The sequence below is a fragment of the Clostridium sp. UBA871 genome (assembly GCF_002295255.1).
GTDB lineage: Bacteria > Bacillota > Clostridia > Clostridiales > Clostridiaceae > Clostridium_J > Clostridium_J sulfidigenes.
Window position 1 is genome coordinate 40,190 of the sequence record NZ_DBFV01000003.1, and the last position, 25,779, is coordinate 65,968.

General features: G+C 31.2%; 27 protein-coding genes. 25 read left to right on the top strand and 2 right to left on the bottom strand.

Features of this window, described 5'->3' with window-relative positions; translation table 11 throughout:
• Positions 1–23 precede the first annotated feature (23 nt).
• From cdaA to glmM, 16 genes are all read left to right on the top strand, one after another.
• Positions 24–872 (top strand): diadenylate cyclase CdaA, encoded by an 849-nt coding sequence (gene cdaA, locus B3086_RS01910; protein ID WP_035133386.1) that lies wholly within the window; start codon positions 24–26, stop codon positions 870–872.
• Positions 842–2,080: a CdaR family protein gene (locus B3086_RS01915; protein ID WP_346847782.1), complete on the top strand. Its 1,239-nt coding sequence runs from the start codon at positions 842–844 to the stop codon at positions 2,078–2,080. Before cdaA ends, B3086_RS01915 begins: the two co-directional genes overlap by 31 nt.
• Positions 2,070–3,671, top strand: coding sequence for an NAD(P)/FAD-dependent oxidoreductase (locus tag B3086_RS01920; protein ID WP_346876697.1), 1,602 nt, complete (start codon positions 2,070–2,072; stop codon positions 3,669–3,671). The genes B3086_RS01915 and B3086_RS01920 overlap by 11 nt, the downstream gene beginning before the upstream one ends.
• Positions 3,672–3,950: 279 nt before the next feature.
• Entirely contained in the window at positions 3,951–5,042 is a 1,092-nt protein-coding gene (buk, locus tag B3086_RS01925) for a butyrate kinase (RefSeq protein WP_346847780.1), read from the top strand.
• A gap of 18 nt (positions 5,043–5,060) precedes the next feature.
• A complete protein-coding gene (gene ptb / locus B3086_RS01930; protein ID WP_346876696.1) occupies positions 5,061–5,963 on the top strand; it encodes a phosphate butyryltransferase in 903 nt (300 codons plus the stop codon).
• Positions 5,964–5,977: 14 nt separating this feature from the next.
• Positions 5,978–7,048 carry a butyrate kinase gene (gene buk / locus B3086_RS01935; RefSeq protein ID WP_346867645.1) on the top strand — a complete coding sequence of 357 codons (1,071 nt, stop codon included), beginning with the start codon at positions 5,978–5,980 and terminating at the stop codon, positions 7,046–7,048.
• Positions 7,049–7,057: 9 nt separating this feature from the next.
• Positions 7,058–7,735, top strand: coding sequence for an ATP-binding protein (locus B3086_RS01940; RefSeq protein WP_346847777.1), 678 nt, complete (start codon positions 7,058–7,060; stop codon positions 7,733–7,735).
• Between the two features lie 193 nt (positions 7,736–7,928).
• Complete coding sequence (locus tag B3086_RS01945; RefSeq protein ID WP_035133400.1) at positions 7,929–8,138, top strand: 4Fe-4S binding protein; 210 nt, start codon at positions 7,929–7,931, stop codon at positions 8,136–8,138.
• Positions 8,139–8,154: 16 nt separating this feature from the next.
• Complete coding sequence (locus B3086_RS01950) at positions 8,155–9,225, top strand: 3-methyl-2-oxobutanoate dehydrogenase subunit VorB (RefSeq protein WP_035133402.1); 1,071 nt, start codon at positions 8,155–8,157, stop codon at positions 9,223–9,225.
• Positions 9,225–9,977, top strand: coding sequence for a thiamine pyrophosphate-dependent enzyme (locus tag B3086_RS01955; protein WP_035133404.1), 753 nt, complete (start codon positions 9,225–9,227; stop codon positions 9,975–9,977). Before B3086_RS01950 ends, B3086_RS01955 begins: the two co-directional genes overlap by 1 nt.
• Position 9,978: 1 nt before the next feature.
• The gene (locus B3086_RS01960; RefSeq protein WP_346847776.1) at positions 9,979–10,512 is read left to right on the top strand and encodes a 2-oxoacid:acceptor oxidoreductase family protein; all 534 of its coding nucleotides are present in this window, start codon (positions 9,979–9,981) and stop codon (positions 10,510–10,512) included.
• Between the two features lie 619 nt (positions 10,513–11,131).
• Positions 11,132–11,926 carry a polymer-forming cytoskeletal protein gene (locus B3086_RS01965; protein WP_346876694.1) on the top strand — a complete coding sequence of 265 codons (795 nt, stop codon included), beginning with the start codon at positions 11,132–11,134 and terminating at the stop codon, positions 11,924–11,926.
• A gap of 79 nt (positions 11,927–12,005) precedes the next feature.
• Entirely contained in the window at positions 12,006–12,629 is a 624-nt protein-coding gene (locus B3086_RS01970; RefSeq protein WP_346892703.1) for a DUF4004 family protein, read from the top strand.
• Between the two features lie 34 nt (positions 12,630–12,663).
• Complete coding sequence (locus tag B3086_RS01975) at positions 12,664–13,560, top strand: polymer-forming cytoskeletal protein (protein WP_346876693.1); 897 nt, start codon at positions 12,664–12,666, stop codon at positions 13,558–13,560.
• Between the two features lie 40 nt (positions 13,561–13,600).
• On the top strand, positions 13,601–14,896 hold the full coding sequence (locus tag B3086_RS01980; RefSeq protein WP_346876692.1) for an MFS transporter: 1,296 nt from the start codon (positions 13,601–13,603) through the stop codon (positions 14,894–14,896).
• A gap of 217 nt (positions 14,897–15,113) precedes the next feature.
• Positions 15,114–16,463, top strand: a complete 1,350-nt coding sequence (gene glmM, locus B3086_RS01985) for a phosphoglucosamine mutase (protein ID WP_346892705.1) — start codon at positions 15,114–15,116, stop codon at positions 16,461–16,463.
• Between the two features lie 309 nt (positions 16,464–16,772).
• On the opposite strand, the gene B3086_RS01990 is transcribed toward glmM, so the two are convergent.
• A complete protein-coding gene (locus tag B3086_RS01990; RefSeq protein ID WP_346880384.1) occupies positions 16,773–17,252 on the bottom strand; it encodes a hypothetical protein in 480 nt (159 codons plus the stop codon).
• Positions 17,243–17,458 (bottom strand): helix-turn-helix transcriptional regulator, encoded by a 216-nt coding sequence (locus B3086_RS01995; RefSeq protein WP_035133418.1) that lies wholly within the window; start codon positions 17,456–17,458, stop codon positions 17,243–17,245. The genes B3086_RS01990 and B3086_RS01995 overlap by 10 nt, the downstream gene beginning before the upstream one ends.
• Before the next feature lie 933 nt (positions 17,459–18,391).
• Between B3086_RS01995 and glmS the strand changes: the two genes are divergently transcribed.
• From glmS to B3086_RS02040, 9 genes are all read left to right on the top strand, one after another.
• Entirely contained in the window at positions 18,392–20,218 is a 1,827-nt protein-coding gene (gene glmS, locus B3086_RS02000) for a glutamine--fructose-6-phosphate transaminase (isomerizing) (protein WP_346892707.1), read from the top strand.
• Between the two features lie 404 nt (positions 20,219–20,622).
• Positions 20,623–20,964: a cupin domain-containing protein gene (locus B3086_RS02005; protein WP_346847767.1), complete on the top strand. Its 342-nt coding sequence runs from the start codon at positions 20,623–20,625 to the stop codon at positions 20,962–20,964.
• Positions 20,965–20,981: 17 nt separating this feature from the next.
• Entirely contained in the window at positions 20,982–22,196 is a 1,215-nt protein-coding gene (locus B3086_RS02010; protein WP_346847766.1) for an NAD(P)/FAD-dependent oxidoreductase, read from the top strand.
• Between the two features lie 14 nt (positions 22,197–22,210).
• A complete protein-coding gene (locus tag B3086_RS02015) occupies positions 22,211–22,429 on the top strand; it encodes a DUF1450 domain-containing protein (protein WP_150845930.1) in 219 nt (72 codons plus the stop codon).
• A gap of 156 nt (positions 22,430–22,585) precedes the next feature.
• Positions 22,586–23,803, top strand: coding sequence for an MFS transporter (locus B3086_RS02020; RefSeq protein ID WP_346892709.1), 1,218 nt, complete (start codon positions 22,586–22,588; stop codon positions 23,801–23,803).
• Positions 23,804–24,072: 269 nt separating this feature from the next.
• Complete coding sequence (locus B3086_RS02025; RefSeq protein WP_346892711.1) at positions 24,073–24,489, top strand: hypothetical protein; 417 nt, start codon at positions 24,073–24,075, stop codon at positions 24,487–24,489.
• A gap of 13 nt (positions 24,490–24,502) precedes the next feature.
• Positions 24,503–24,703 carry a helix-turn-helix transcriptional regulator gene (locus B3086_RS02030; RefSeq protein ID WP_346847762.1) on the top strand — a complete coding sequence of 67 codons (201 nt, stop codon included), beginning with the start codon at positions 24,503–24,505 and terminating at the stop codon, positions 24,701–24,703.
• A 52-nt stretch (positions 24,704–24,755) separates the two neighbouring features.
• Positions 24,756–24,971, top strand: a complete 216-nt coding sequence (locus B3086_RS02035; protein ID WP_346847761.1) for a hypothetical protein — start codon at positions 24,756–24,758, stop codon at positions 24,969–24,971.
• 176 nt (positions 24,972–25,147) lie between these two features.
• Complete coding sequence (locus B3086_RS02040) at positions 25,148–25,765, top strand: HD domain-containing protein (RefSeq protein ID WP_346892713.1); 618 nt, start codon at positions 25,148–25,150, stop codon at positions 25,763–25,765.
• Positions 25,766–25,779: the final 14 nt, after the last annotated feature.

Below are 25,779 nucleotides of genomic sequence, written 5' to 3' on the forward strand. Positions count from 1 at the left end.
TATTATCGTTAGGTGGTGACTATATGGAAAGCTTTAATGCACTCATAAATATTTTTAAGGGAATGACTATATTTTCTCTAATTGACATTATTGTAGTTTCTTTTATATTTTATAAAGGTTATACATTAATAAAAGAGACAAGAGCAGAACAATTATTAAAAGGAATTGTACTTATATTTTTATTAATACCAGTAAGTGATGTTTTAAACTTAACAACCCTAAATTGGATATTAGAGAATACTTTAACAATTAGTGTTATTTCTATTATAATTATATTTCAGCCTGAAATTAGAAAGGCTTTAGAACATATTGGAAGAACTTCTTTTGTAGATAAAATAATTTATGAAGATGAAGAAGTTATGAAGAGTGTGGTTAATGAAATAGTAGATGCTGTGGAAGTATTGGCTGAGGATAGAGTTGGAGCACTTATAATAATAGAACAAAAGACTGGTCTTGGAGATATTATAAACACGGGAACTAAAATAAACGGTGATGTATCTTCAGCACTTCTTCAAAATATTTTTGTTGTAAATACTCCACTTCACGATGGTGCCACTATCATAAGGAATGATAAGGTTGTAGCATCAGGTTGCTTTTTACCCCTTACAAATGATGATAAGTTAAATAAACAGTTAGGCACAAGGCACAGGGCTGGAATAGGAGTTACAGAGGTAGCAGACTGTATAACTATTATAGTTTCAGAAGAAACAGGGGTAATTTCTTTAGCTATAAATGGAAGATTACTTAGAAATTACGATAAAGATAAGCTGAGAAATGTACTACTTAAAATAATGAAGAGTAGACAAAATAGAAAAGAATCATTTAAAGAGAGGGTAAAGCTATGGATAAGCAAAAAAGACAAGACATCATAATAAGAATTTGTTGTGTAATAGCAGCACTAGTATTGTGGATGTATATTCGTAGTAGCGAAGACCCTGTCACTACTAGTGTAATAAAATATGTACCGGTAAAGATACTAAATGAAGATACTCTTGCAGATAGAGATTTAGTACTAATACCAAATCAAGATTTTTATATAAATTTAACAGTAAAGGCTCCGGCATCTACAATTAAAGATTTAGATAAAAAAGAGTTCACTCTAGTAGCAGACCTTCAAGGGTATGCACTAACCCCGGGAGAAAATAAAGTTCAAGTTAAAGTAAAAGAAGCAATTCCTGGAGTTTCTGTTGTAAACTCTGATGGTCTTCTAATGAAAGTAGATGTGGATACTTTAGCAGATAAATATGTAAATGTAACATCTGGAATTGTAGGTGAAGTAGCGAAAGGATATTATAATGATGATTCTGTAATATCACCTAATTCTGTAAAAATTTCAGGGCCACAAAGATATTTAGATCAAGTGGTAGGAGCAGTAGCTCAAGTAGATATAACTAATGCAAGCACTGATATAGATAAAAACTGTAAGGTTACTTTAGTAGATTCAGACGAAAGAGAAGTTACTGGACTATCTATATATCCAGAATATGTGCAGGTGAAAATCCAGGTGAAAAAAGGAAAATATTTGGGGATAAATATACAGACTGCTGGAACGGCAGTACCAGGAGTAACTATAGTAAGTACGGAAGCAGCACCAAAGAGTATAGAGGTAGCTGGTGTAAGTGAAATAATAGATAACATAAAAAGCATTAATACAGAACCTATAAATATTAGTAATATAACTGAAAGCACTACGGTAGATGCAAATCTAATAATGCCGGAAGGTGTACACAGTGTAAATAATGAGAAAACTGTAAAAGTTAAAATTACAGTTAAGAAAATTAGTGAAAAGACTTTAAGTATACCAATAAACTATACTAATTTGGGAGAAAAACTTACACTAGAAAACTCAACTCCAACATTAAAGTTAGTTATTACAGGAGAAGAGAGTGAACTAAGTAAAATCAGTGAAGATAAACTTAAGGCTACAGTAGATTTGAAAAGTTTAACAGAAGGCTCCCATGAAGTTAAGATACAATTAGCAGGAGTACCAAATACAGTACAAGTTAAGAGCCAAACACCTGAAAATATAACTATAACCATAAAAGCCAAAACAGAGGAGACAGGTAATAATGACGGTTAAGATAAATAATTTAGTTTTAGGAATAAATGAAGATAGTTTAGCCACCTTAAAATCAAAGGTGGCTAATAAACTTAGAATAAAAGAAAGTGATTTTAAATCCTTTAAAATTACTAAGGAATCTATAGATGCTAGAAAAAAATCAGAAATAAAAATAAATTATGCTGTAGAAATTGAATGTGATAATGAAGCTAAAGTAATAGCTAGAGTAAATAGTAATGATGTTAAATTAGGTGGAGATAATTATAAAGCTGATTTTGAAATTGGAACAAAGAAGCTAGAGAGTAGACCTATAGTAGTAGGAATGGGACCAGCAGGGCTATTTGCTGGACTTCTTTTAGCTGAAAAGGGATATCACCCTCTTATAATTGAGAGAGGTGAAGATGTAGACAGTAGAACTAGAACTATAGATGGCTTTTGGAATAATAGGATACTTAATACAGAAAGTAATGTTCAATTTGGAGAAGGTGGAGCCGGTACTTTTTCAGATGGAAAGCTAACAACTAGAATTAAAGATCATAGATGTGGATATGTTCTAGAAAAACTTGTTTTAGCAGGTGCACCAGAAGAAATTACATATATGGGGAAGCCTCATATCGGAACGGATATATTAAAAAATGTAGTGAAAAATATAAGAGAAAAAATTAAGGAATATGGTGGAGAAGTAAGATTTTCATCTAAACTTGAAGATATATCAATAAGAAATGGTAAAATTTCTGAGATAGTAGTAGAAGGTGAACATATACCTTGTGATAATCTTATACTTGCTACAGGTCATAGTGCTAGAGATACTTATGAAATACTATTTTCAAAAGGTGTTTCTATATCACCCAAACCCTTTGCCGTTGGTTTTAGAGTTGAACATTTACAGCATATGATAGATGAAAATCAATATGGTAAATATGCAACTCATCCAAAACTAAGGGCTGCGGATTATAAACTAACCTATACTAGTAATAAACTATCTAGATCTGTATACAGTTTTTGTATGTGTCCAGGTGGTCAGGTAGTGGCTTCAGCATCAGAAGAAAATACTGTAGTAGTAAATGGTATGAGCAATTATAAGCGAGATGGGATAAATGCTAATTCTGCTTTAGTAGTATCAGTAGACCCTAGTGATTTTGAAGGAAATACCCCATTAGGGGGAATTGCTTTTCAAAGACGTTATGAAGCTTTAGCTTATGAAGTTGGAGGAAGAAATTATAACGCCCCTGTTCAGCTTGTAAAAGATTTTTTAAATGACAAAGTATCAAAGAATTTTGGAAGGGTGAAACCAACATATACTCCAGGAACTGAATTTGTAGATTTAAAAAGCTGTGCACCAAATTTTGTTGTAGATGCTATAAAAGAAGCATTACCTGTATTTGATAGGAAAATACCAGGATATGCAGGAGAAGATGCAATATTAACAGGTATGGAAACAAGGACTTCTGCCCCTGTAAAAATAAATAGAAATGAAAATTATGAAAGTGTTAATGTTAGAGGATTGTATCCAACGGGTGAAGGTGCTGGATATGCAGGAGGAATTGTATCAGCAGCAGTAGATGGACTTAGAGTGGCAGAACAGATTATCACAGAATATTCACCAAAATAAAACAAAGAGAAACTTGATATTTATATTATCCATTGATAATATAATATTTAAGAAGATTATTTTATCCATTCTTCTTTTCTTTTACGGGGATATGAGTTTGCAGCAAGAAGTGAAGATAGGAATTAGGATAAACAGATTTCTTAGAGCTTTTGCTCATTAGAGATTGTTATCCTTTAGGATAAATTTTGCTAAGATTTAGAAATATATAAATTTTATATACTTCTAAATCTAATGCAAAAAAATTAAAGCTAATATAAATATTTATGTGGAGGTATAGTGATGAGGGAAGATAAGCAAGTATTAGTGATTAATCCAGGATCGACATCTACGAAAATAGCTGTATTTTTGGGGGAGGAATGTATAGCCTCAGCTAGTTTATCTCACAGTGCAGAGGAAGTGAAAAAGTATTCTCATATATGTCAACAAAAGGACATGAGAACGGAAGTCATATATAATTGGCTTAATGAAAACGATTATTCACTTGAAAAGTTTCATGCTGTAGTAGGTAGAGGTGGACTTTTAAGACCTATGCCAGGAGGAACTTATAAGATAACTTACAAGATGTTAGACGACCTTATTGTTGGGTTTCAAGGACAGCATGCTTCAAATTTAGGTGGAGTTATTGCCTTTGAAATTGCAGAGAAGGCAGGAATACCATCTTATATAGTAGATCCTGTTGCTGTTGATGAAGTTGACGAAGTAACAAGAATATCAGGCATGGAAGATATATCTAGGCGTTCTCTTGTGCATGCTTTAAACATTAAAGCTGTAGTAAGAAAAGTATGTGCTGATAAAAACTTAGATTTTGAGAAAAGTAATTTCGTAGTAGCACATATAGGTGGAGGAATAACTGTATCACCAGTAAGAGGTGGCAGAATAATTGATTGCAACAATGCAAATGAAGATGGACCTTTCTCACCAGAAAGAACAGGAGGTCTTCCAGTAGGAGATTTAGTGAAGCTTGCCTTTAGCAATAAGTATACAATGCAAGAATTAAAAAACAAAATTACAAGAGAAGGTGGATTAGTAGCTTATCTTGGAACTAATGACGGAAGAGAAGTTGATAGACGTATCGATGAAGGCGATAAAAAGGCAGAATTAATATTAAGAGCTATGGCATATCAACTTAGTAAAGAAATAGGTGGAATGGCTACTGCACTATGTGGTAACATTGATGCTATAATTTTAACTGGTGGAATAGCTTATAATAAAAGAGTTACTAACTGGATTACTGAAGATGTAAAATTTATTGCACCTGTAGAAATTGTACCAGGTGAAAATGAAATGTTAGCCCTTGCAGAAGGAGCATTAAGGGTATTAAATGGTGAAGAAACACCAAAGATATATGACGATGAAGTTAAATTTGATTAACATTTGGGGGGAATCATAATGATTAAAACATTTGATGAGGTAATTTCTAAGGTTAAATCTCAATCAATGAAGAAAGTAGCAGTAGCAGTAGCGCAAGATGAACCAGTGCTTGAAGCTATAAGAGATGCTAAAAAAAATGGCATTGCAGATGCTATCTTAGTTGGAGATAAGGAAGAAATAGTAAAAATTGCAGAAACAATAGGAATGAACATAGATGAGTATGAAATTATAGATGAGAAAGATGTAAACAAGGCATCTATAGAAACTGTTAAACTTGTATCATCAGGTAGAGCAGATATGATGATGAAGGGCTTAGTTGATACAGCTACTTTCTTAAGAGCAGTACTTAATAAAGAAGTAGGACTTAGAACAGGAAAACAGATGTCACACATTGCAATATTCGAAGTTCCTGGCTATGATAGATTATTATTCGTAACAGATGCAGCTTTTAATATGTATCCAGAACTTAAAGAAAAGATAGATATTATAAAAAATGCAGTTCAAGTAGCTCATGCTCTTGAAAATAACATGCCAAAGGTAGCGCCAATTTGTGCAGTTGAGGTTGTAAACCCTAGTATGCCAGCTACACTTGATGCTGCAAACCTTTCCAAAATGAATGAGAGAGGTCAAATTAAGGGTTGTATAATTGATGGACCATTGGCTCTTGACAATGCACTTTCAAAAGAAGCTGCAGCACATAAAAAAATATCAGGTCCAGTAGCGGGAGAAGCTGATATATTATTAATGGCCAATATAGAAGCAGGAAATGCTGTTTATAAATGCTTAACATATACTACAGAATCTAAGAATGGTGGATTATTAATGGGAGCAGCAGCACCAGTTATAGTAACATCAAGGGCAGATTCACCAGAGACAAAAATGAATTCTATTGCCCTTGCATCATTAGTAGCAGGAAGATAATAAGGAGGAAGAAAATGGGACATAAACAATTGATAATAAATCCAGGTTCAACATCAACAAAGATAGGTGTATATGATGATGAAAATCCTATATTAGTTGAAACTTTAAGACATTCAGCAGAAGAAATAGGTAAATACAAAGAAATATATGACCAATTAGAATTTAGAAAAGAAGTAATATTACAAGTACTAAAAGAAAAAGGCTTCGATATAAAAGAATTATCAGGAGTAGTAGGTAGAGGTGGACTCTTAAAACCTATCGAAGGTGGAACTTATAGTGTAAATGATGCTATGATTAAGGATTTAAAACAAGGAGTTTTAGGACAACATGCCTCTAACCTAGGTGGAATAATAGCCCATGAAATAGCAACAGAAATAAATGTACCATCTTTTATAGTAGATCCAGTTGTGGTTGATGAGTTAGAAGATGTGGCTAGAATATCTGGTATGCCAGAAATTGATAGAAAGAGTATATTCCATGCCTTAAATCAAAAGGCTGTAGCAAAGAGATATGCTAAAGAAACAAATACTTCTTACGAGGAGCTAAACCTTATAGTAGCTCATATGGGTGGAGGAATATCAGTAGGAGCTCATAAACAAGGAAGAGTTGTAGATGTAAACAATGCACTAGATGGAGAAGGACCATTCTCACCTGAAAGAAGTGGAGGACTTCCAGTAGGAGATTTAGTTAAACTTTGCTTTAGTGGAAAATACACCATGGATGAAATAAAGAAAAAGATAAATGGTAAAGGTGGAATAGTAGGTTATCTACAAACTAATGATGCTAAACTTGTGGGAGACAGAGTAGCAGAAGGAGATAAGGAAGCTAAATTAATATTTGATGCTATGGCATATCAAGTAGCTAAAGAGATAGGAAGATGTGCTACAGTATTACAAGGAAAAGTTGATGCAATATTACTAACTGGTGGAATTGCATACGGAAAATATATAGTAGAATACATTAAAGAAAGAGTAGAATTTATATCACAAGTAGTTGTTTATCCAGGTGAAGATGAATTACTTGCCTTAGCAGAAGGTGGACTAAGAGTATTAACAGGTCAAGAAGCTGCTAAGGAATATAAATAGGGTGAAGATATGAGTAGAATAAGGGTTTTTACAGGTCACTTTGGAAGTGGAAAGACAGAAATAGCAATAAATTATGCAATTAAGTTAGCTAAAGAAGGGAAAAAAGTAGCCCTTGTAGATTTAGATATAGTAAATCCATATTTTTGTATTAGAGATCTTACACAGGAACTTAAGGAAAAATATAATATAAAGGTTATTTCTTCAAATCCTGAGTATGTTAATGCTGAACTTATGGTGGTACCAGCAGAAGTTAGAAGTGTATTTAACGATAAAAGTTATGAGGTAATCTTTGATATTGGAGGAGATGATTCAGGAGCAATAGCTCTTGGTCAATATAACAAACATTTTAAAGAAGAACCTTATGATATGTACTTTGTGATAAATGGTAATAGACCATTTACATCTAATGACAAAGATACTATAGAGTTTCTTAGAGATATAGAAAGAGCTTCAAGATTAAAAGTAACTCATCTAGTATCTAATACAAACTTATCATATGAAACTACAAAGGAACATATAATTAAAGGGGATATGGAAATAGCAGAGATTTCTAAAGAATTAGATATTCCTCATGCATATACTGTGTGTTCTGAAGAACTTGTAGATGAAGTGGAAGGTAAAGTTTCAGGAAAGATATTTCCAATTCACATATATATGTTGCCACCATGGAGAAAAGATTCAATTTAGCACTAATTATCAAGTGCTAAGTTGACATCTTGTACTAAAAAGTGATAAATTATATATATGTAAACGTATTTATTCTATTATCCTTAGGTATATGGGACAATAAAATGTAAACGTATTACAGCTTAAATGTAGGTCTTAAACAATATATAGTAAATAAAACATTCTAAACTTTCTATATAAGGAGGTAAGTATTATGGCAAAGGTAACTTTTAGGGAAGAAAGATGTAAGGGATGTGGACAATGTATAATTGCATGTCCAAAACAAATCATAACTTATTCTGAGGAACTAAATGTAAAAGGATATCATCCAGCTACAGTTACAGAAGAAAATATGCCTAAGTGCATTGGTTGTGCATCATGTGGAAAAATGTGTCCAGATCTTGTAATTACAGTGGAGAAATAATAGGGGGGAAAGATTCATGTCAGAAAAAGTTTTAATGAAGGGTAATGAAGCCATAGGTGAAGCAGCTATCCAAGCTGGTTGTCAATGTTTCTTCGGATACCCTATAACACCACAAACAGAAATATCAGCATATCTTTCAAGAAAAATGCCTAAAATAGGTAGAGTTTTTCTACAAGCTGAAAGTGAAATAGCTGCAATAAATATGGTATATGGAGCAGCAGGAACTGGAGTAAGATGTATGACATCTTCAAGTTCACCTGGAATAAGCTTAAAAGCAGAAGGAATATCTTATATAGCAGGTGCAGAACTTCCTTGTGTTATCATTAATATAGTTAGAGGTGGTCCAGGCCTTGGTGGAATTCAACCAGCTCAATCAGACTACTTCCAAGCTACTAAAGGTGGTTCTCATGGAGATTTCAATATGCCAGTATATGCACCATGTTCAATTCAAGAAATGGTAGATTTAGTACAAGATGCTTTCGATGTAGCTGATATGTACAGAACTCCAGTTATGGTTATGGGAGATGGAATGCTTGGACAAATGATGGAGCCAGTAGAGTTTAAAGAAAGAAGTGAAAAAAACCTTCCAGAAAAAACTTGGGCTGCTAATGGATTAAACGGAAGAGCTAACCATAATGTAATAAACTCCTTATACTTAAAACCTGAAGGCCTTGAAGCTCATAACCTGAAATTACAAGCAAAATATAAAGCTATAAAAGAAAATGAAACTAAATATGAATTATACAATTGTGAAAATGAAGTAGATTTAATAATGGTTGCATACGGAACAACTTCAAGAATATGCAAGACTGTTATAAAATTAGCTGAAAAAGAAGGAATAAAATTAGGTTTAATAAGACCAATAACATTATGGCCTTTCCCAGTAGAAGCTTTTGAAAAAACTGTGGACAAAACTAAACATGGTTATGCATCAATAGAGCTTAGCTGTGGTCAAATGGTAGAAGATGTTAGACTTTCTGTTGAAGGAAGAAAACCAGTATTCTTCTTTGGAAGATCAGGTGGAATGGTTCCAAGCCCTAATGAAGTCCTTGAAAATGTTAAAAAATTCATAGGAGGTGCTAAATAATGGCAATAGTATTTCAACCAACAAAAGCATTATTAGACGTGCCTACCCATTACTGCCCAGGATGTACCCATGGAATAATCCACAGACTAGTAGGGGAAGTACTTGAAGAATTAAATGTTATAGATAAAACAATAGGTGTAGCTCCAGTTGGATGTTCAGTTCTGGCATATGACTACTTTGCATGTGATATGTTTGAAGCTGCACACGGAAGAGCACCAGCAGTAGCTACAGGAATAAAAAGATCTAATCCTGATAAAGTTGTATTCACATATCAAGGAGATGGAGACTTAGCAGCTATAGGAACAGCAGAAATCGTACATGCAGCTACAAGAGGAGAGAACATAGTTACAATCTTCGTAAATAACTGTATTTATGGTATGACAGGAGGACAAATGGCTCCAACAACATTACCAGGACAAGTTACAGAAACTTCTCCATATGGAAGAGATGTTAAACTTCAAGGTCATCCAATAAGAGTTTCTGAAATGATATCTACATTAGATGGTGCTTGCTATGTAGAAAGAGTATCAGTAGATAATGTACCACATGTAAATAAAGCTAAAGCTGCTATTAAGAAAGCTTTCCAAAATGCCATTGCTGGAAAAGGTTTCTCAATGGTTGAGGTTCTATCAATATGCCCAACTAACTGGGGATTATCAACACAAGAGTCACTTGGATGGTTAAGAGATAACATGATGCCATTCTACACTCTAGGTGTTAAAAAAGATACAACAACTGAGGAGGGGAAATAATATGGCATCACAAGAAATAATATTTGCTGGATTTGGTGGACAAGGAATATTATCAATGGGTAAATTCTTAGCTTATGCTGGAATGGATGTTAATATGAATGTTTCATGGTTACCTTCTTATGGACCAGAAATGCGTGGAGGTACTGCAAACTGTTCTGTTATTGTTTCAGATGAAGCTGTTGGTTCTCCAATAGTAACTAACCCTACATCACTAGTTGTTATGAATAGACCTTCCCTTGATAAGTTTGAAAAAGAAATTTTACCAGGTGGACTATTAATATTAGATAGTGACTTAATTGAGAGACCAGTTGAAAGAGAAGATATTGAAGTTATAAAAATACCAGCTCAAACAGAAGCTGATAACCTTGGAAGTAAACAAATTGCAAACATGGTGCTTCTAGGAGCATTAGTTGCAAAAACACAAATAGTTTCTATGGAAACTTTACTTCAATCTCTAAGAGATCACGGAAAAGAAAAATTCTTTGAAATCAATAGAAAAGCTTTAGAAATTGGAGCATCATACGTAGTAAAATAAGCTTATTATCTAAAAGTGGCTTTCGCAAAATTAGCTAATCTAAAAGAAATGTTGAGCATGCCCATATATTATTAACGCTCAGCCGTTTCGGAATATTGATTTACTAAAGCATTTATTCAAGGTAAAATCTACAATACAACAACTGGTATACACTCAAACAGGTTGTATTGCTTACGATTTTACCATTCATAAATGCTAAGTAGTCAATGTTTTGGAGGTTCTTCTAACAAGTTAGAAGAACTAAGTTCGAATAACTAAATCAAAGATTTAGATTCTTACTTATGCAAATGGCATTCGCTAACAATAATATAAAAGGCAAGCTCAACATTTTTAAGATTAGTAATATATTTTGCGAAAGTCACTTTTTTATATATAACTAAGTAAGAGAATAAGGATAAAAGTAAAAAGTATAAAACTTATTGTTTAAGTTTTATACTTTTTATTTATGACAACAATTGTATAAAAATTGAAAAAAACTATTTACAAGCGTAACAATGTTATGTTACTATAATATTATGATAAAAGATAGTTGAATATATGGCTATTTACTATATTAAGGAGCTGTGTGTAATTATTTGATGTAACATTATTACGTGAAAATAAAATGGAGGTATAAATTATGGTGAGTAATGAACAGTTTGGAGATTTAAAAATATCAGGTTCAGGGAGTGCGGCAGGAGGAAGATATAGGATTGCATCTATCAGTGGAAGTGGAAAAATTGTTGGAGATGTAAACTGTGAAAAATTTAGTATTAGTGGTAGTGGAAAAGTTGAAGGTGCTGTTATAAGCAATGGTTTTAGTATTAGTGGATGCGGAAAGGTAAGTGGAGACTTAAACTGCGTTACTGGTAGTATCAGCGGAAGTGGTTCTGTTCTTGGTTCTATTCATGCAAAGAAATTTAACATCAGTGGAAGTGGTAAAATAGGAGGTAACTTTAAAGGTGAAGAGCTCACTGTGGCAGGATCAGGAAGAATTGAAGGAAGAATAAATGCAACAAATGTTAAGCTTTTAGGTGCAATTAGAGTAGGTCATGGTATTGAGGGAGAGATTATAAATATTAAAGGTGTACTAAAAACCCTAGGAATGGTAAATGGGGATGAAGTAAATATAGAGTTAAATGGTGGTTGTGAGGTTGAAGAAATTGGAGCAACTAAGGTAAGAGTTTTAAAGGAATACTCTACTATGAATGCTATAGGAAGATTTATTTGTAAATTATTTAGTAAGAACTTTGGATATTTAACTACTAGAACTATTGAAGCTGATGAAATTTATTTGGAAAACACCATAGCAGATGTGGTTCGTGGAGGAAAAATTACCATAGGAGAAGGGTGTAAGATTAAAAGAATAGAATATAGTGAGAGTCTTGAAAAACTAAATTCAGAATCTGTTATTGAAGAGGAAATGAAACTATAGATTTTATAATATTTTAATTACTAAAGATAAAAAGTTAAATTAAAGCTAAAAACTAAACTAAAAAAGAGGAGGAAATAAAGTGGAAGAAGAGTTAATTTCTAAAAAAGAAATATTAGATATGACGGGAATATCTTACGGACAACTGTATAGATGGAAGAGAAAAGAACTTATTCCAGAGGAGTGGTTTATAAAAAAATCAAGTTATACAGGTCAAGAAACATTTTTCCCTAGAGAAAAGATAATAAATAGAATAAATAAAATTATAGATCTTAAGGATGATATGCCTTTAGATGATTTAGCAGTTATGTTTACTAACAAACCTAAGGTAGATGATGTAAGTGAAGAGTATCTTATAGAAAAGGAAATTATAAGAGAAGAAACCCTTCCTATATATAAGGATATATTTGGAGAAAAGGAAGAATATAATTTTAAAGATGTGTTACTCATGGATATTCTTCAAAGGGAATTTGACTTAGGAAAATTAACCATTAGTGAAATAGAAATTATACTAAAGCTTATTAATAAGGAATATAAAAATATAGAAGAAAAGGATGGAACAATATATATCATAAGAAGATTAGGAATTGGAATTTGTGTAGTAGCATACAGAGAAAAAATAATTGTGGATGATGGTAGTAAAATCATAGGAGAAATAAACATTAAAAATATTATAGAAAATCTTAAAATGAGATTAACGCTATAGTTAATAATTAATAGTATAAAAATGGGGTGTAAAAATGAATTACGACAATTGTAATGATTTAAAAATAAATGATGACTGGATATCAGAAGGTGGAAATTATAGAGATATAAAGATAAGCGGAGATGGAACTATAAAAGGGGATGTTAATTGTAGAACTATCAATGTTAGTGGAGATGCAGAATTAAAAGGAAATGTATACTGTGAAGACTTGTTTAAGGTAAGTGGAGATGTGGACATAAAAAATAACCTGCAATGTGGAACTTTAAGGGTTAGTGGAGATGTAGATATCCATGAAAACTTATATGTAAAAGACGAATTAAAGGTAAGTGGAGATGTAAATATTGATGGAAGAGTGGAGTGTGGAACTCTTAAAATAAGTGGGGATATAGAGGTAAAAAGTAATCTATATTGCAGTGGTCTATTTCATTTAAGCGGAGATGCGGATATGGGAGGAAACTTGAAAGCAGATAAAATAGAAGCTTCAGGAGATATAGAATGTGGAGGTAAAGTTACTGGGGGAGATATAGTCATATCTGGAGATATAACTATAAAGGATGGCATAGAAGGAGAAAAGATAATTATAAGTGGGGATATAAACAGTAATGGACTAATAAATGGTGATGAGATATACATTACCATGTCAGGAAACCATCATATTAAAGAAATAGGTGGAAGATTTGTAGCAGTAACAGAAAATATATCAAGGAATGGAATAATAGGTTCACTATTTTCAAGTTCATTTAAAAATAAAGGAAGCCTTCAATGTGAATGTATAGAAGGAGATGACATACTACTTAAAAATTCTAAGGTAGATATAGTAAGAGGCAAAAATGTTACTATAGGAAAAGGTTCAATAATTAACAAAGTTGAATACTCAGGGGAACTTATTATAGAAGATAATGGGATAGTTAAAGAATCTGTAAGGATATAAGCAATTAACAGTAAATGTACTTTACAATGAGGGGGAAATCATGGAGGATAAATTAAAAAATCATGGAGAAAATATAAGGTTATGGAATAAGAATTTTTTCTTGCTTTGGCAAGGACAGCTAGTATCTATGCTTGGGGACATATTATATATGATGGCATTAAACTTTTGGATACTAGATATTACTGGATCTACTGGACTTATGGGACTTTTAAGTGCTCTTACAATGCTACCAAGGATAGTTTTAGGACCTTTTGCAGGAGTCTTTGTAGATAAGTGGAATAGAAGGAATATCATAGTTATAACAGATTTTATAAGAGGTGTAGCTGTTACTTTTGTAGGTATTGCAGGTATATTTGGATTTATACAGGTATGGATGGTATTTGTAGTAGGGATAATTAGTGGATTATGTTCTGCTTTCTTTGGTCCAGCAGTAAGTTCTATAAAACCAGAATTAGTTCATGAGTCTAAGTTTGTGAAGGCTAATTCAGTTACAAGTCTTGCAACATCTGGTATGGATATGATAGGGAGTGCTGTTGGTGGAATTATATATATTACAATAGGTGCTCCATACATGTTTTTAGCTAATGGTGTATCTTATTTAATTTCAGCTTTTACAGAAATGTTTATAACTGAGCCTAAAAGAGAGAAAAAAGATGATAAAATTACTTTTGTAGATGACTTTAAAGAAGGATTTAAATTCCTTTGGAACTTTAAGACATTAAGAAACTTATTCTTACTTGCATCATTACTAAATCTGTTTGCTAATGCTGCATTTATATTAATACTCCCATATTTTAAAACTATGCCCTTTCTAGGTGAAGAAAGGTACGGATTTTTTATGGCAGTGATTCCTATGGGAATGTTAATAGGTAGTGGATTTTTATCTATAATTAATATAAAAAAGAATCAGAAATTTAAAATTTATAAATTTGGTGCATTGATATGTCTTGGAACATTACCTTTTGTATTTATAGTGGAAAATTTTTATGTAATGATACCTATAGCATTTATATCCTTTTTATGTAATGTAGTCTTTAATACTATATTTAATTCTGCAATAATGCTTGTAGTACCATCAGATAAGAGAGGAAAGATTGGAGCATTAATGAATACCATAAGTGGAGGGCTACAGCCAATAGGAGCTTTAGTTGGTGGAGTCTTAGGTGAAATTTTACCTATAAGAGTAGCTGTATTATCCCTTCTAGGAATATCATTTATATTCACTATAGCCTTGGTTTTTGTTAAAGGAAGTAAAGAATTAATGGAGTATGAAAGCAGTGATGGTACTGTAGAAGAGCTTATAGAGAAAACAAATAGTATTGTGTTAGAAAGTTAATATGAGATAGGAATAATATATAATAAAAGCAACACAGTTTTTGTGTTGCTTTTATTCGTATAGAATGTATAATGGTAAACTGTTATTGTTATGATACATAATTTATATTATAATTAACCTGTATGTTGTAATGAGAATTTCACATAGTGATGTAAACTTAATAGAAAAATAAGATTATTGAAGATAAAAAATCATACTAAGAGGAGAAGATTTATATATGAGTAGAATGTTTGGAACTGATGGAGTAAGAGGAATTGCTAATAAGGAATTAACTGTAGACCTTGCATATAAACTTGGAAAAGCGGGAGCATTAGTTTTAACTCAGTGCACTAGCAAACCTAGAATAATCGTAGGAATGGATACAAGAATATCTGGAGATATGCTTGAATCAGCTTTAGTTGCAGGGATATTATCAGTAGGAGCAGAAGCTCTTTGTTTAGGAGTAGTTCCAACTCCAGCCGTTGCATATTTAACAAAGAAGTATAAGGCAGAAGCTGGGGTTGTAATATCTGCATCACATAATCCTGTTGAATATAATGGTATTAAGTTTTTTAATAAAGATGGATTTAAATTAAGCGATGAATTAGAAGATAAAATTCAGAAGTTAATAGAAAGTGATTTTGAAGGAATCAATATTCCTACAGGAGGAATGTTAGGTAGAAAATACATAGGAGAAGATGCTATAAATGACTATGTAGAATTTGCTAAATCTACTATTGATGGTGATCTAAGTGGTATGAAAATTGCCGTTGACTGTGCCAATGGTGCAGCTTATAAAACATCAGTAAAAGCATTAAAAGAACTAGGAGCAGAAGTTTTTATCATTAATAGTGATCCAGATGGAATCAATATAAATAAGGATTGTGGATCAACTCATCCTGAGGATCTAATGAAATTTGTTGTTGAAAATAGATGTAACTTAGGATTAGCTTTTGATGGAGATGCAGATAGATGCCTGGCAGTAGATGAAAAAGGAAATCTTGTAAATGGAGATTTCATGATGGTAATAGCAGCTAAACACCTTAAGTCTATAGGTAAATTAAATCATGATACAGTTGTTGTAACTGTTATGAGTAACCTTGGACTTCACATAGCTTTAAAAGAAGCTGGAATTAAAACTGTTAGTACTAAAGTTGGGGATAGATATGTATTAGAAGAGATGGCTAAAGAGGGCTATTCTATTGGAGGAGAGCAATCAGGTCATGTTATATTCTTAGATTTCAATACCACAGGAGATGGTTTAGTTTCAGGTCTTCAACTTGCAGAGACAGTAAAAAGTACTGGAAAGCCTTTAAGTGAACTTGCAGCAACAATGAAGGAATTACCACAAGTATTAGTAAATGCTAAGGTGCCAAACAACATGAAGGACATCCATGAAAAAGATGAAGAAATCATGGCAGATATAAAAGCAATGGAAGATAAAATGGCAGGTTGCGGTAGAGTGTTAATAAGACCTTCAGGTACAGAACCACTAGTAAGAGTAATGCTAGAAGGTGAAAATCAAGAAGAGATAGACAAAATGGCTCATGACCTAGCTAAAAAAATAGAAGAAAAAGCAAATAGATAAATGATAAAAGGGGCTTTCACAAAATAAGCTAATCTAAATAAATATTGAATAAGCACTTATATTATTAACGCTCAGCCGTTTCGGAATATTGATTTACTAAAGCATTTATTCAAGGTAAAATTTACAACACAACAACTCGTATACACTCAAACAAGTTGTGTTGCTTAACGATTTTACCATTCATAAATACTAAGTAAATCTAATATCCCTACAAATGGCATTCGCTAACAATAATATTAAAGTGCATCTTCAATATTTTATATAAGATTAGCAATATATTTTGTGAAAGCCCCTTATTGTAAGATCAAACTAAAGTTTTTTACTATAGTATACTTGTAGGATAACAAATATAACCATAAATATAATAAGGACAGTCCATAGAGTCCAGAATACAGCAAGGTTAAAGATTCCAGATATCATCAAACCGATATATGCAAGAATATTTAATATAATAGCAGCAGAGTATAAAGATTTTTGTGTGATCAATTGATTTCTTTCATCTTGTTCTTCTAATCTTTTTTCTTTTAATTTATTTTCATCTTTTAAAAGTTTTTTTATCTTAATGATAAATATTAAACCTATTGTAATTAGTGAAGCACCGATTCCTGTATAAAATCCACTTAAAAAATCAGGTAGATAATCATATTTTCCAACAGAGAATATAAAGCTAATAGCTAGAGTGGCTACTCCTAGAATAATCACAATGTAAAGTAAAGAAATTCTTTTCTTTAGTACTTTTTTGTAGTCCTTATCCGTTGTTGCATTAGATATAATGGCTTTTAATAACATAAATTTTCCTCCTCCAAATCAAAAATAAAGATATCTTCAATATTCATTTCAAAATATTGAGCAATTTTATGGGCCAACACCAATGAAGCTTTATACTTCCCGTTTTCTAAAGAGATAATTGTTTGTCTAGTAACATCTACAGCATCAGCAAGTTCACTTTGCGTAACACGTTTTTCTTTTCGAAGTTCTTGGATTTTATTTTTCAACTTATCACATCCTGTTCTATTAATATTATTTGTAATAAATATTAGAATTTAAATGTATAGTATGCTTTACAATTTAAGTATAGTACACTTTACATTGAATGTCAAGTTTACTATACATTTTTATATTATTTATTTTATATTTTAAATGTGAAAAACCTGGAAGACCGCATGGGGAGAACAACTAGTTAACTAGTTATATAGTTTTATAGGTAAATAGATTTATAGTTTCATAGTTAAATATTTATATATAAAAAATTTTAGCTATGTTTATATATAAATATTTGTATAATTCACATTGAAATTAAATAAATATTAATAATTGTGGAATTAATTTGAAATAAAATAATATTTAATTGAATAATATTATAATTAGGATATGTATATATATAGATGAATTTCATTTAATAGACACTATTAATAAATACCATTGACCAAAATGTATTAAATGAATATAATATAATGAGGTTAATTGGTTTTAGATTTTGGATAAATAAATATTAAGATTTGGTTTTAAAAATTAATTTTAATATTAAGTTCACAAACTTTATTATTCTTTATATCGTATATGTGGAGTATGAGTATAGGAGAGTATATAAAATGTGGACATCCTAACTCTTTTAAAATACACTTTGAAAACCAAGTGTTGGAAAGGAGGAAATAGTCTAACCACATAACTAAGCGCCAGGACTCTGAGGAGTTGACGAGGATGGGGAGTATCGAATCTTCGGCGGGTGCCCCACGGTATCGCACTACCGTTAACGATTGATAAAGACAGGAAGTGATTCCTGTTACAAAGCAATCTGGTGTAAAACCTTAACTAAATGTGGATAAGTTGATAAGTATTTTTAAAAAAATACTAAATCAAAGGTTTTTCTTGTTCATATAGAGTTAATCTAATTTGAAATAGAAGACATTTAGGAGGAAGATTTTTTTATGTGCGGAATAGTAGGTTATTTTGGAAAGAGAGAAGCAGCACCACTGCTTATTGAAGGATTAAGTAAACTTGAGTATAGAGGATATGACTCAGCTGGAGTATCTATACTAAATGAGAAGGGTATTGATCTTACAAAATGCAAAGGTAGACTTGCAAATTTAGAAGAAAAGTTAGAAGAAGATCCAATAAAAGGACATATAGGTATAGGACACACTAGATGGGCTACTCATGGTAAGCCATCAGATTTAAATTCACACCCTCATACTAATGGGGATGGAACTATATCTGTAGTTCACAATGGTATTATAGAAAACTATATGGAACTTAGAGAATGGCTTATGGAAAAAGGCTATGAGTTTAAGTCAGAAACAGATACTGAGGTTATTCCAAACCTTGTAGATTTCTACTATAAAGGGGATTTGCTAAAGGCAGTAATGGAAGTTACTAAAAAGCTAGAAGGAAGCTATGCTATAGGAGTTATAGCCGCTAATGAGCCTGATAAACTAGTAGCTGTAAGAAATGAAAGCCCATTAATAGTTGGTCTTGGAGAAGATGAAAACTTCATTGCTTCAGACATACCAGCTGTATTAAATCAAACAAGAAAAGTTTATCTTTTAGAAGATAAAGAATTTGTTGTTATGACTAAAGATGGAATAAAAATATATGACCAAAATGAAAAAGAAGTTAAGAAAGAAGTATTTAATGTAACTTGGGATGCTGATGCTGCTGAAAAAGGTGGATATGATCACTTCATGATGAAGGAAATCCATGAGCAACCAAAGGCTATAAGAGATACTATGGCTTCAAGGATTATTCCTGGTCAACCTATAAGAATCGATGATATAACTATTACAAAAGAACAAATAGAAAAATTAAACAAGGTATATATAGTAGCATGTGGAACTGCATACCATGCTGGATTAGTTGGAAAAAATATTATTGAAAAACTTGCTAGAATACAAGTTGAAGTAGATATAGCATCTGAGTTTAAATATAGAGATCCAATAATAGACAAAAACACTCTTATGATAGTTGTTAGCCAATCTGGAGAAACAGCAGACACTATGTCAGCTTTAAGACTTGCTAAGAAAAGGGGTGCTAGAGTAATAGCTGTTACTAATGTAGTTGGAAGTTCAGCTTCAAGAGAAGCCGATGATATACTATACACTTGGGCAGGCCCAGAAATAGCAGTTGCATCAACAAAGGCTTATGTAACTCAATTAATAGCTATGTACACAATTGCTCTATTCTTTGCAGAGCAAAAGGGTACAGTACCTCAAGATAAGATAGAAGCTATTAAAACAGAAATGTTAGCTCTTCCAGAAAAAGCAGAAGCAGCACTTAAGTGTGATGATGCAGTTAAGGCTCTAGCAGCTAAAACTTGCTGTGAAAATAACATGTTCTTCCTAGGAAGAGGCCTTGACCATGCTGTAGCAATGGAAGGATCTTTAAAATTAAAAGAGATATCTTATATTCATTCAGAAGCTTATGCTTCAGGAGAATTAAAACATGGTCCAATAGCTTTAATTGAAGAAGGAACAGTAGTAGTAACTATGGCAACTCAAGAAGACTTATTTGATAAGACTGTAAGTAATATGAAAGAAGTTATTGCAAGAGGAGCTAGAGTGTTTGCAGTGGCTCAAGAAGGTCACACAGATATAGAAAAATCTGTAGAATCAGCAATCTACATTCCAAAAGTAATGGACTTATTAGCTCCAGTTATAGCTATAATTCCAATGCAACTATTCTCTTACTACATGTCCATGGAAAAAGGTTGCGATGTAGACAAACCAAGAAACCTTGCAAAATCAGTTACTGTAGAATAGATAGCTGAAACGTAATGTAAAAATATTTAATTTTAAGATAAATATTGATTATTTGTAATAAAATCGAATTAAAAATTTATAAAGTGGAAAAACAAATAAGACTAGACATTTTAAAATAAAAATGTCTAGTCTTTTTTTATAACTTCTTACATTTTTTATTATTATACATATTGCTATCAGCGGTATCCAATATAGATTGCATTTTTGAAGTAATATGTTCATTAGTAAATACGGATTTTAATACCCTTGCAATTTTTCTAATAAGCATATCACCACTTAAATGCAAAAAGAGTTATTATTATATTTTAAAAATATAGTTAATAATAATATGAAAATTACACAATACTAAGAGTATAAGATTTATATTATATAATACTAACACAAAGATGAAGGAGAATTAATTTATGAAAATAGAAAAAATATCTGACAAAATAATGTACAATGATGAATCCTTAACTAAGAAAATAATTTACAAAGAAGATAAGATATTGAATTTTGTTTTAAATTTTAGACCAGGGCAAGGTGTGCCACCACATAATCATGAGCAAAGTGATTTACTTATTCATGTACTTTGCGGAGATGGCGAAATGACTGTAGATGAAAGTTTAAATAAAATAACACAAGGAGATGTAATTCATTGTAAAGGAGTAGAGGTGTTTAGTATAAAAAATACTGGCAATGATGATATGTCATTATTTGTAGTATTAGCTCCAAACCCATCAGCAGTATATTCAAAAGGAATATAAAAGGGGGGTGAATTAATATGACAAATAGGATTATTATAATCGGAAATGGAATAGCAGGAATTACTGCGGTGAAAGCCATAAGAGAAGTAGATAAAGAGTCAGAAGTATTTATATTTGGAGAAGAGAAATTTTACCCTTATAACAGAATAAAATTGTCTAAGAATCTATTTGATGAACTCTCTGAAGATAATACTCTTCTTCTAAAGAAATCTTGGTATGAAGAAAATAAGGTTAATATTTACGTAAGCAAAAAAGTGGCAAAGATTAATATTGAAAATAAAGAAGTAGTTTTATGTGATAAAAGTATACTTAAGTATGACAAACTTTTATTAGCAAATGGAGCAAGAAATAATAAACCTCCAGTTGAAGGCATAGAAAAACCAGGTGTCTTTAACTTAAGAACGTTACAGGATGCATGGGATATTAAAAGTAAAATAAAAAAAGGTGAAAGTGTTATAAACATTGGTGGAGGAATACAAGGGTTAGAAACTGCTTGGAATTTGAATCAGCATGGAATCAACGTTTCTATTGTTGAGATTCAATCTAGACTAATGCCAAATCAATTAGATGAAAAGGCATCTAAAATACTTCAGGATTCAGTAGAAAAGTTTGATATTAATATACACTTAAATACGAGAGTTAATAAAATAGCAGGAAATAATGAGGTTGAAGGTGTTGTAATAAGTTCAGATGAATTTATGCCTTGTAACAAAGTTATATATTCTGCTGGAATAAAGCCTAACATAGAAATGTTTGAAGATACGCCTATTAAGTGTGAAAAAGGAATTGTTATAAATGAGAAGATGGAAACTAATATAGCAGATATATATGCAGCAGGTGACGTTGCTGAACTTGATAACTTTGTTCCAGGACTGTGGAATATATCAATAGGCCAGGGTAAAGTTGCAGGATATAATATGATAGGAAAAGATAGTACTTATAAGCATATTGTTCCTGTTACTACTTTAAACGCTTTTAAATTATCCTTATTTTCTATGGGGTGTGTAGATGAAAATAATGCAACTAATGTTCTTGTAGAGGATAATGATGAAGGTCAATATATGAAGGTATATATAAGAGATAGAAAAATAGTAGGGGCTATTGTAATTGGAGATACGAAACGATCACCAATATTAAAATCAGCCATAGAAAAAGAAATATCCTTAGAAGCTATTGATTTATCTAAAATTTCAGTAACAGAATTATTGGATAACATACAAAGTAAAAAATAAAGGAGAGAATAAATATGACAGAAATAAAATTTTGTGAAAATAATTTTACATATGGAACTGAAGATACCATGAAGAAATTACAAGAGAATTATCCTGACGTAGATGTAACCGTAGAATCATGCTTAGGATATTGTGGAGACTGTGCCACTAATCCATATGCACTTGTTAATGACGAAATGATTCTAGCGGATTCGGCAGATGAATTATATGAAAAAATTGAAGAGTTAATATAAAGTCCTTGGCTCATATTGATAACATATAAACACGCTCTATTTCAATAATTTATTTCCCTAACTTAATTATATCACTTAAAAAATGCAAAATATAGACTTTAAATTTCTAAATTTTGCTATTAAACTAAAGATAATAATTGTTTAGGGGATGGTGATTTGTACAAAGATTTATTAAAAAATAAAAACTTTACTTTGTTATCTATTGGAGGATTTATTTCTTCTATAGGAGATTATCTTTACAATATAGGTGTAACTGTATACATATATAGCTTAACAAAATCCGTTGGTGTGGTGGCACTTATGTGGCTTTCTAGGGGTGTTTTAAGAATTCCTATGCTTTATTTATCAGGACTCATAGCTGACTCTTATAATAAGAAAAGGGTTATTATGGTTACTAATCTAGTTAGTGTGATTTTTGCATTTCTCTTTATTTTTATTAATGAACAGAGATTATGGCTCGTGTATATTCTATCATTTATTCTGCAATCTCTTAATGACATTGATGTAAGCTCTGAAACTGCCATTCTTCCTGAATTAGTATCTAAGGAAGAGCTGTCCTACTCTAATTCTATTTTTTCATTTTTACAATCTACCAGTGTATTTCTTTCTCCTGCCATTGGAGGAGTTCTTTATAAGCTTTATAGTAGCAATATTTTGTTTACTATAAATGCTATAAGCTTCTTAATTGCTGGAGTCTTATTTAGTCTAATTAAATATGACTTTATAAAGTCTGATAAAGCTGCAACAAGGTCTGGAATAATAAAAAGTGGCATTGAAGGATATAAGATATTTACAAGATATTCCAGTGTTAAAACTGTATTTATTATAATGAGCATGTTTGCAGTATTAGGAAGGTTTTATGAAACCTATAAAGTAGCAGTTTCTGATATTTTATTAAATCTAAATCCAGAAGGCATTATTTACTTTTCTTATGCTCTGGCTCTTGGAGGACTTTCAGTACCTTTCGTAGTTAAGGTATTATCTAAGAAAAATCATGTAACATTATTTACTCTTTCTACAGTAATTATTGGTATTAGTTATATTATATTTGGATATTCACAAAGCTTTATTATAACCTTTGGAATTTTAATTATTTTAGGTTTAGCTCAAAACCTTCAGGGGATATATTCTAGCACTATAATTCAAAATAGTATACCTAAAGAGTATCTTGGAAGAGTATTCTCCTTCTACAAAATACTACTAACTCTCTTTGCTATCCTAGGACTTTTAATTGCTACTCCACTATACAATTTAATTGGTATAGGTAACTCCTTTACAAGTATTGCAGTTATACTAATTATTCTATGCATCTTCAATCTAAAAAGGAGTTTTAATAGAGCTGTAGATGAAGTTTTAGATATTAGCGAGATATAAGTATATTCAATAATTACAGAAGCCTATATATTAATTTAACTAGTAAATTAATATATAGGCTAGTTTTGCTTTATAACTAATCAAGTTGCCTGCTGCTCTTGTTATTGAACAATATGTAGATTATCAAGAGTAATTTTCCATAACACTGTCAAAATACAATGGTACTAACAAAATAAATTAATTCTTGACATCTCATTCAACATAGATTAATATGAAATTAACTTCACATGAAGTAAACTTCATATTATACTATGTTAGGAGCGATTCGTTTGAAAAATAGATTTACTGAGCTTTATTTATGCTCATTGGCAATTCTCATAATGGGTTTATTTGAAATAATTTTTAATTATACTAGAGCTAGTATTACAGAAGTATTTTATTCAGGTATTATAATGTTTTTCGTAGGGGTAGGGTTTTTAGTTTTCGCTATAACTTCCCACATTAAATATAATGCTAATAGAAAACAGTTGGAAAGAGAGATGTCAAAAGAATATGATGAAAGAGATGATTTAATAGAAGGAAAAGCTTCACACTTTACCATGAGAATTCTAATGATTGTGATTATACTTATGATGTTTCTTTCAAAATGGATTACAGTTCCAACAAATGCTGCTTTATTTATAATTATAATATTTTGCATGATTACGAATATATTAGCTAAAAAATATTATAATTATTTTCTTTAATTAGGAGAAGGCTATGAAAAATAGGATAAAAGAATTGCGTTTAGAACATAAGATAACACAACAAGAATTAGCAGATAAAGTATGTGTGTCTTCAAGAACAATTATTTCTTTAGAAAAACAACAATATAATCCATCTGTTTTATTGGCATATAAAATTTCTTCGGTCTTTAACCTACCAATTGAAGAAACTTTTATATTTGAAGAAGATGACTAATTATAAAAATGTATGCAATAAAATAATAAAATAATGAGCGGAGGAAAATATTATGATAATTGAAAAACTATTATTTATACTTTTCGGAGTAGTATTAACATTATGGGGAGTATATAGAATGAAAACAGATAAGGCGTTTGTAGGGAAAACGCAAACAAGAAAAAATATTTTTAACCTTTTAATATTAGGAGAAGCTTCTGGAATAGGCCAATTGTTAGGTGGAATTACGTGTATAGGTTTAGGAGTTTTATCTTTTATAATTAAGTAATTTGTAATGTTGAGTAGTTAAAGTTAATAAAAAATGAGATAAAAACCATGATTCTTAAAAATAAGTTTCATGGTTTTTGTATTTAAAGGAATTTGAATGATGACTATAGAATAGTTTAGAGAAAGTTATGAAAAAATTTAAATTATTAATCTATTTAAGTAATAAGGAGAAGAATCATGGAAGAGTTGAAATACAAAGTTCCCAATCGAAATATAGCTGAAAAAATATTAGAGGAAGCATCTATTTTAAATCCTGGTCCATGGGTGGAACACTCAAGATATGTAGCAGAGGCAGCAGCTCTAATTGCTCAATATGATAGGGATTTGGATGAAGATACAGCCTATGTACTGGGATTACTTCACGATATTGGAAGAAGGAATGGTAGACATTATGTAAGACATGCTATTGATGGATATAACTATGCATTAGAAAATGGATATGATTTTGTGGCTAGAATTTCAATAACTCATGGTTTCCTATGCAGTAATGTAGATGATATATGTGGAGAAATGGATTTGACTAAAACAGAATACAACTTTATTAAAAATTATTTAGGTAATATTGAATATAATTCATACGATAAATTAATTCAATTATGTGATTTATTAGCTCTTCCATCAGGATTTTGTTTAATAGAAAAAAGGATGGTTGATGTGGTTATAAGATATGGGTTTACTGATTTTACACTAGAGAAATGGAAGAAAACCTTTGAAATAAAAGAATATTTTGAGGGTAAAATAGGAAAATCTATTTATAGTATCCTGCCAGGAATAGAAAAAAATACTTTTGATTAAACTTTTAAAGAAAG

Excerpts from the sequence above, each read along its gene's own strand:
- B3086_RS02030 (WP_346847762.1), top strand. The coding sequence starts at position 24,503 with ATGAAAAATAGGATAAAAGAATTGCGTTTAGAACATAAGATAACACAA.
- B3086_RS02035 (WP_346847761.1), top strand. The coding sequence starts at position 24,756 with ATGATAATTGAAAAACTATTATTTATACTTTTCGGAGTAGTATTAACA.
- B3086_RS02005 (WP_346847767.1), top strand. The coding sequence starts at position 20,623 with ATGAAAATAGAAAAAATATCTGACAAAATAATGTACAATGATGAATCC.
- ptb (WP_346876696.1), top strand. The coding sequence starts at position 5,061 with ATGATTAAAACATTTGATGAGGTAATTTCTAAGGTTAAATCTCAATCA.
- B3086_RS01960 (WP_346847776.1), top strand. The coding sequence starts at position 9,979 with ATGGCATCACAAGAAATAATATTTGCTGGATTTGGTGGACAAGGAATA.
- B3086_RS01965 (WP_346876694.1), top strand. The coding sequence starts at position 11,132 with ATGGTGAGTAATGAACAGTTTGGAGATTTAAAAATATCAGGTTCAGGG.
- glmS (WP_346892707.1), top strand. The coding sequence starts at position 18,392 with ATGTGCGGAATAGTAGGTTATTTTGGAAAGAGAGAAGCAGCACCACTG.
- B3086_RS01920 (WP_346876697.1), top strand. The coding sequence starts at position 2,070 with ATGACGGTTAAGATAAATAATTTAGTTTTAGGAATAAATGAAGATAGT.
- buk (WP_346867645.1), top strand. The coding sequence starts at position 5,978 with ATGGGACATAAACAATTGATAATAAATCCAGGTTCAACATCAACAAAG.
- buk (WP_346847780.1), top strand. The coding sequence starts at position 3,951 with ATGAGGGAAGATAAGCAAGTATTAGTGATTAATCCAGGATCGACATCT.
- B3086_RS02010 (WP_346847766.1), top strand. The coding sequence starts at position 20,982 with ATGACAAATAGGATTATTATAATCGGAAATGGAATAGCAGGAATTACT.
- glmM (WP_346892705.1), top strand. The coding sequence starts at position 15,114 with ATGAGTAGAATGTTTGGAACTGATGGAGTAAGAGGAATTGCTAATAAG.
- B3086_RS01950 (WP_035133402.1), top strand. The coding sequence starts at position 8,155 with ATGTCAGAAAAAGTTTTAATGAAGGGTAATGAAGCCATAGGTGAAGCA.
- B3086_RS01945 (WP_035133400.1), top strand. The coding sequence starts at position 7,929 with ATGGCAAAGGTAACTTTTAGGGAAGAAAGATGTAAGGGATGTGGACAA.
- B3086_RS01990 (WP_346880384.1), bottom strand. The coding sequence starts at position 17,252 with ATGTTATTAAAAGCCATTATATCTAATGCAACAACGGATAAGGACTAC.
- B3086_RS02015 (WP_150845930.1), top strand. The coding sequence starts at position 22,211 with ATGACAGAAATAAAATTTTGTGAAAATAATTTTACATATGGAACTGAA.
- B3086_RS02040 (WP_346892713.1), top strand. The coding sequence starts at position 25,148 with ATGGAAGAGTTGAAATACAAAGTTCCCAATCGAAATATAGCTGAAAAA.
- B3086_RS01975 (WP_346876693.1), top strand. The coding sequence starts at position 12,664 with ATGAATTACGACAATTGTAATGATTTAAAAATAAATGATGACTGGATA.
- B3086_RS01915 (WP_346847782.1), top strand. The coding sequence starts at position 842 with ATGGATAAGCAAAAAAGACAAGACATCATAATAAGAATTTGTTGTGTA.
- B3086_RS01980 (WP_346876692.1), top strand. The coding sequence starts at position 13,601 with ATGGAGGATAAATTAAAAAATCATGGAGAAAATATAAGGTTATGGAAT.
- B3086_RS01940 (WP_346847777.1), top strand. The coding sequence starts at position 7,058 with ATGAGTAGAATAAGGGTTTTTACAGGTCACTTTGGAAGTGGAAAGACA.
- cdaA (WP_035133386.1), top strand. The coding sequence starts at position 24 with ATGGAAAGCTTTAATGCACTCATAAATATTTTTAAGGGAATGACTATA.
- B3086_RS01955 (WP_035133404.1), top strand. The coding sequence starts at position 9,225 with ATGGCAATAGTATTTCAACCAACAAAAGCATTATTAGACGTGCCTACC.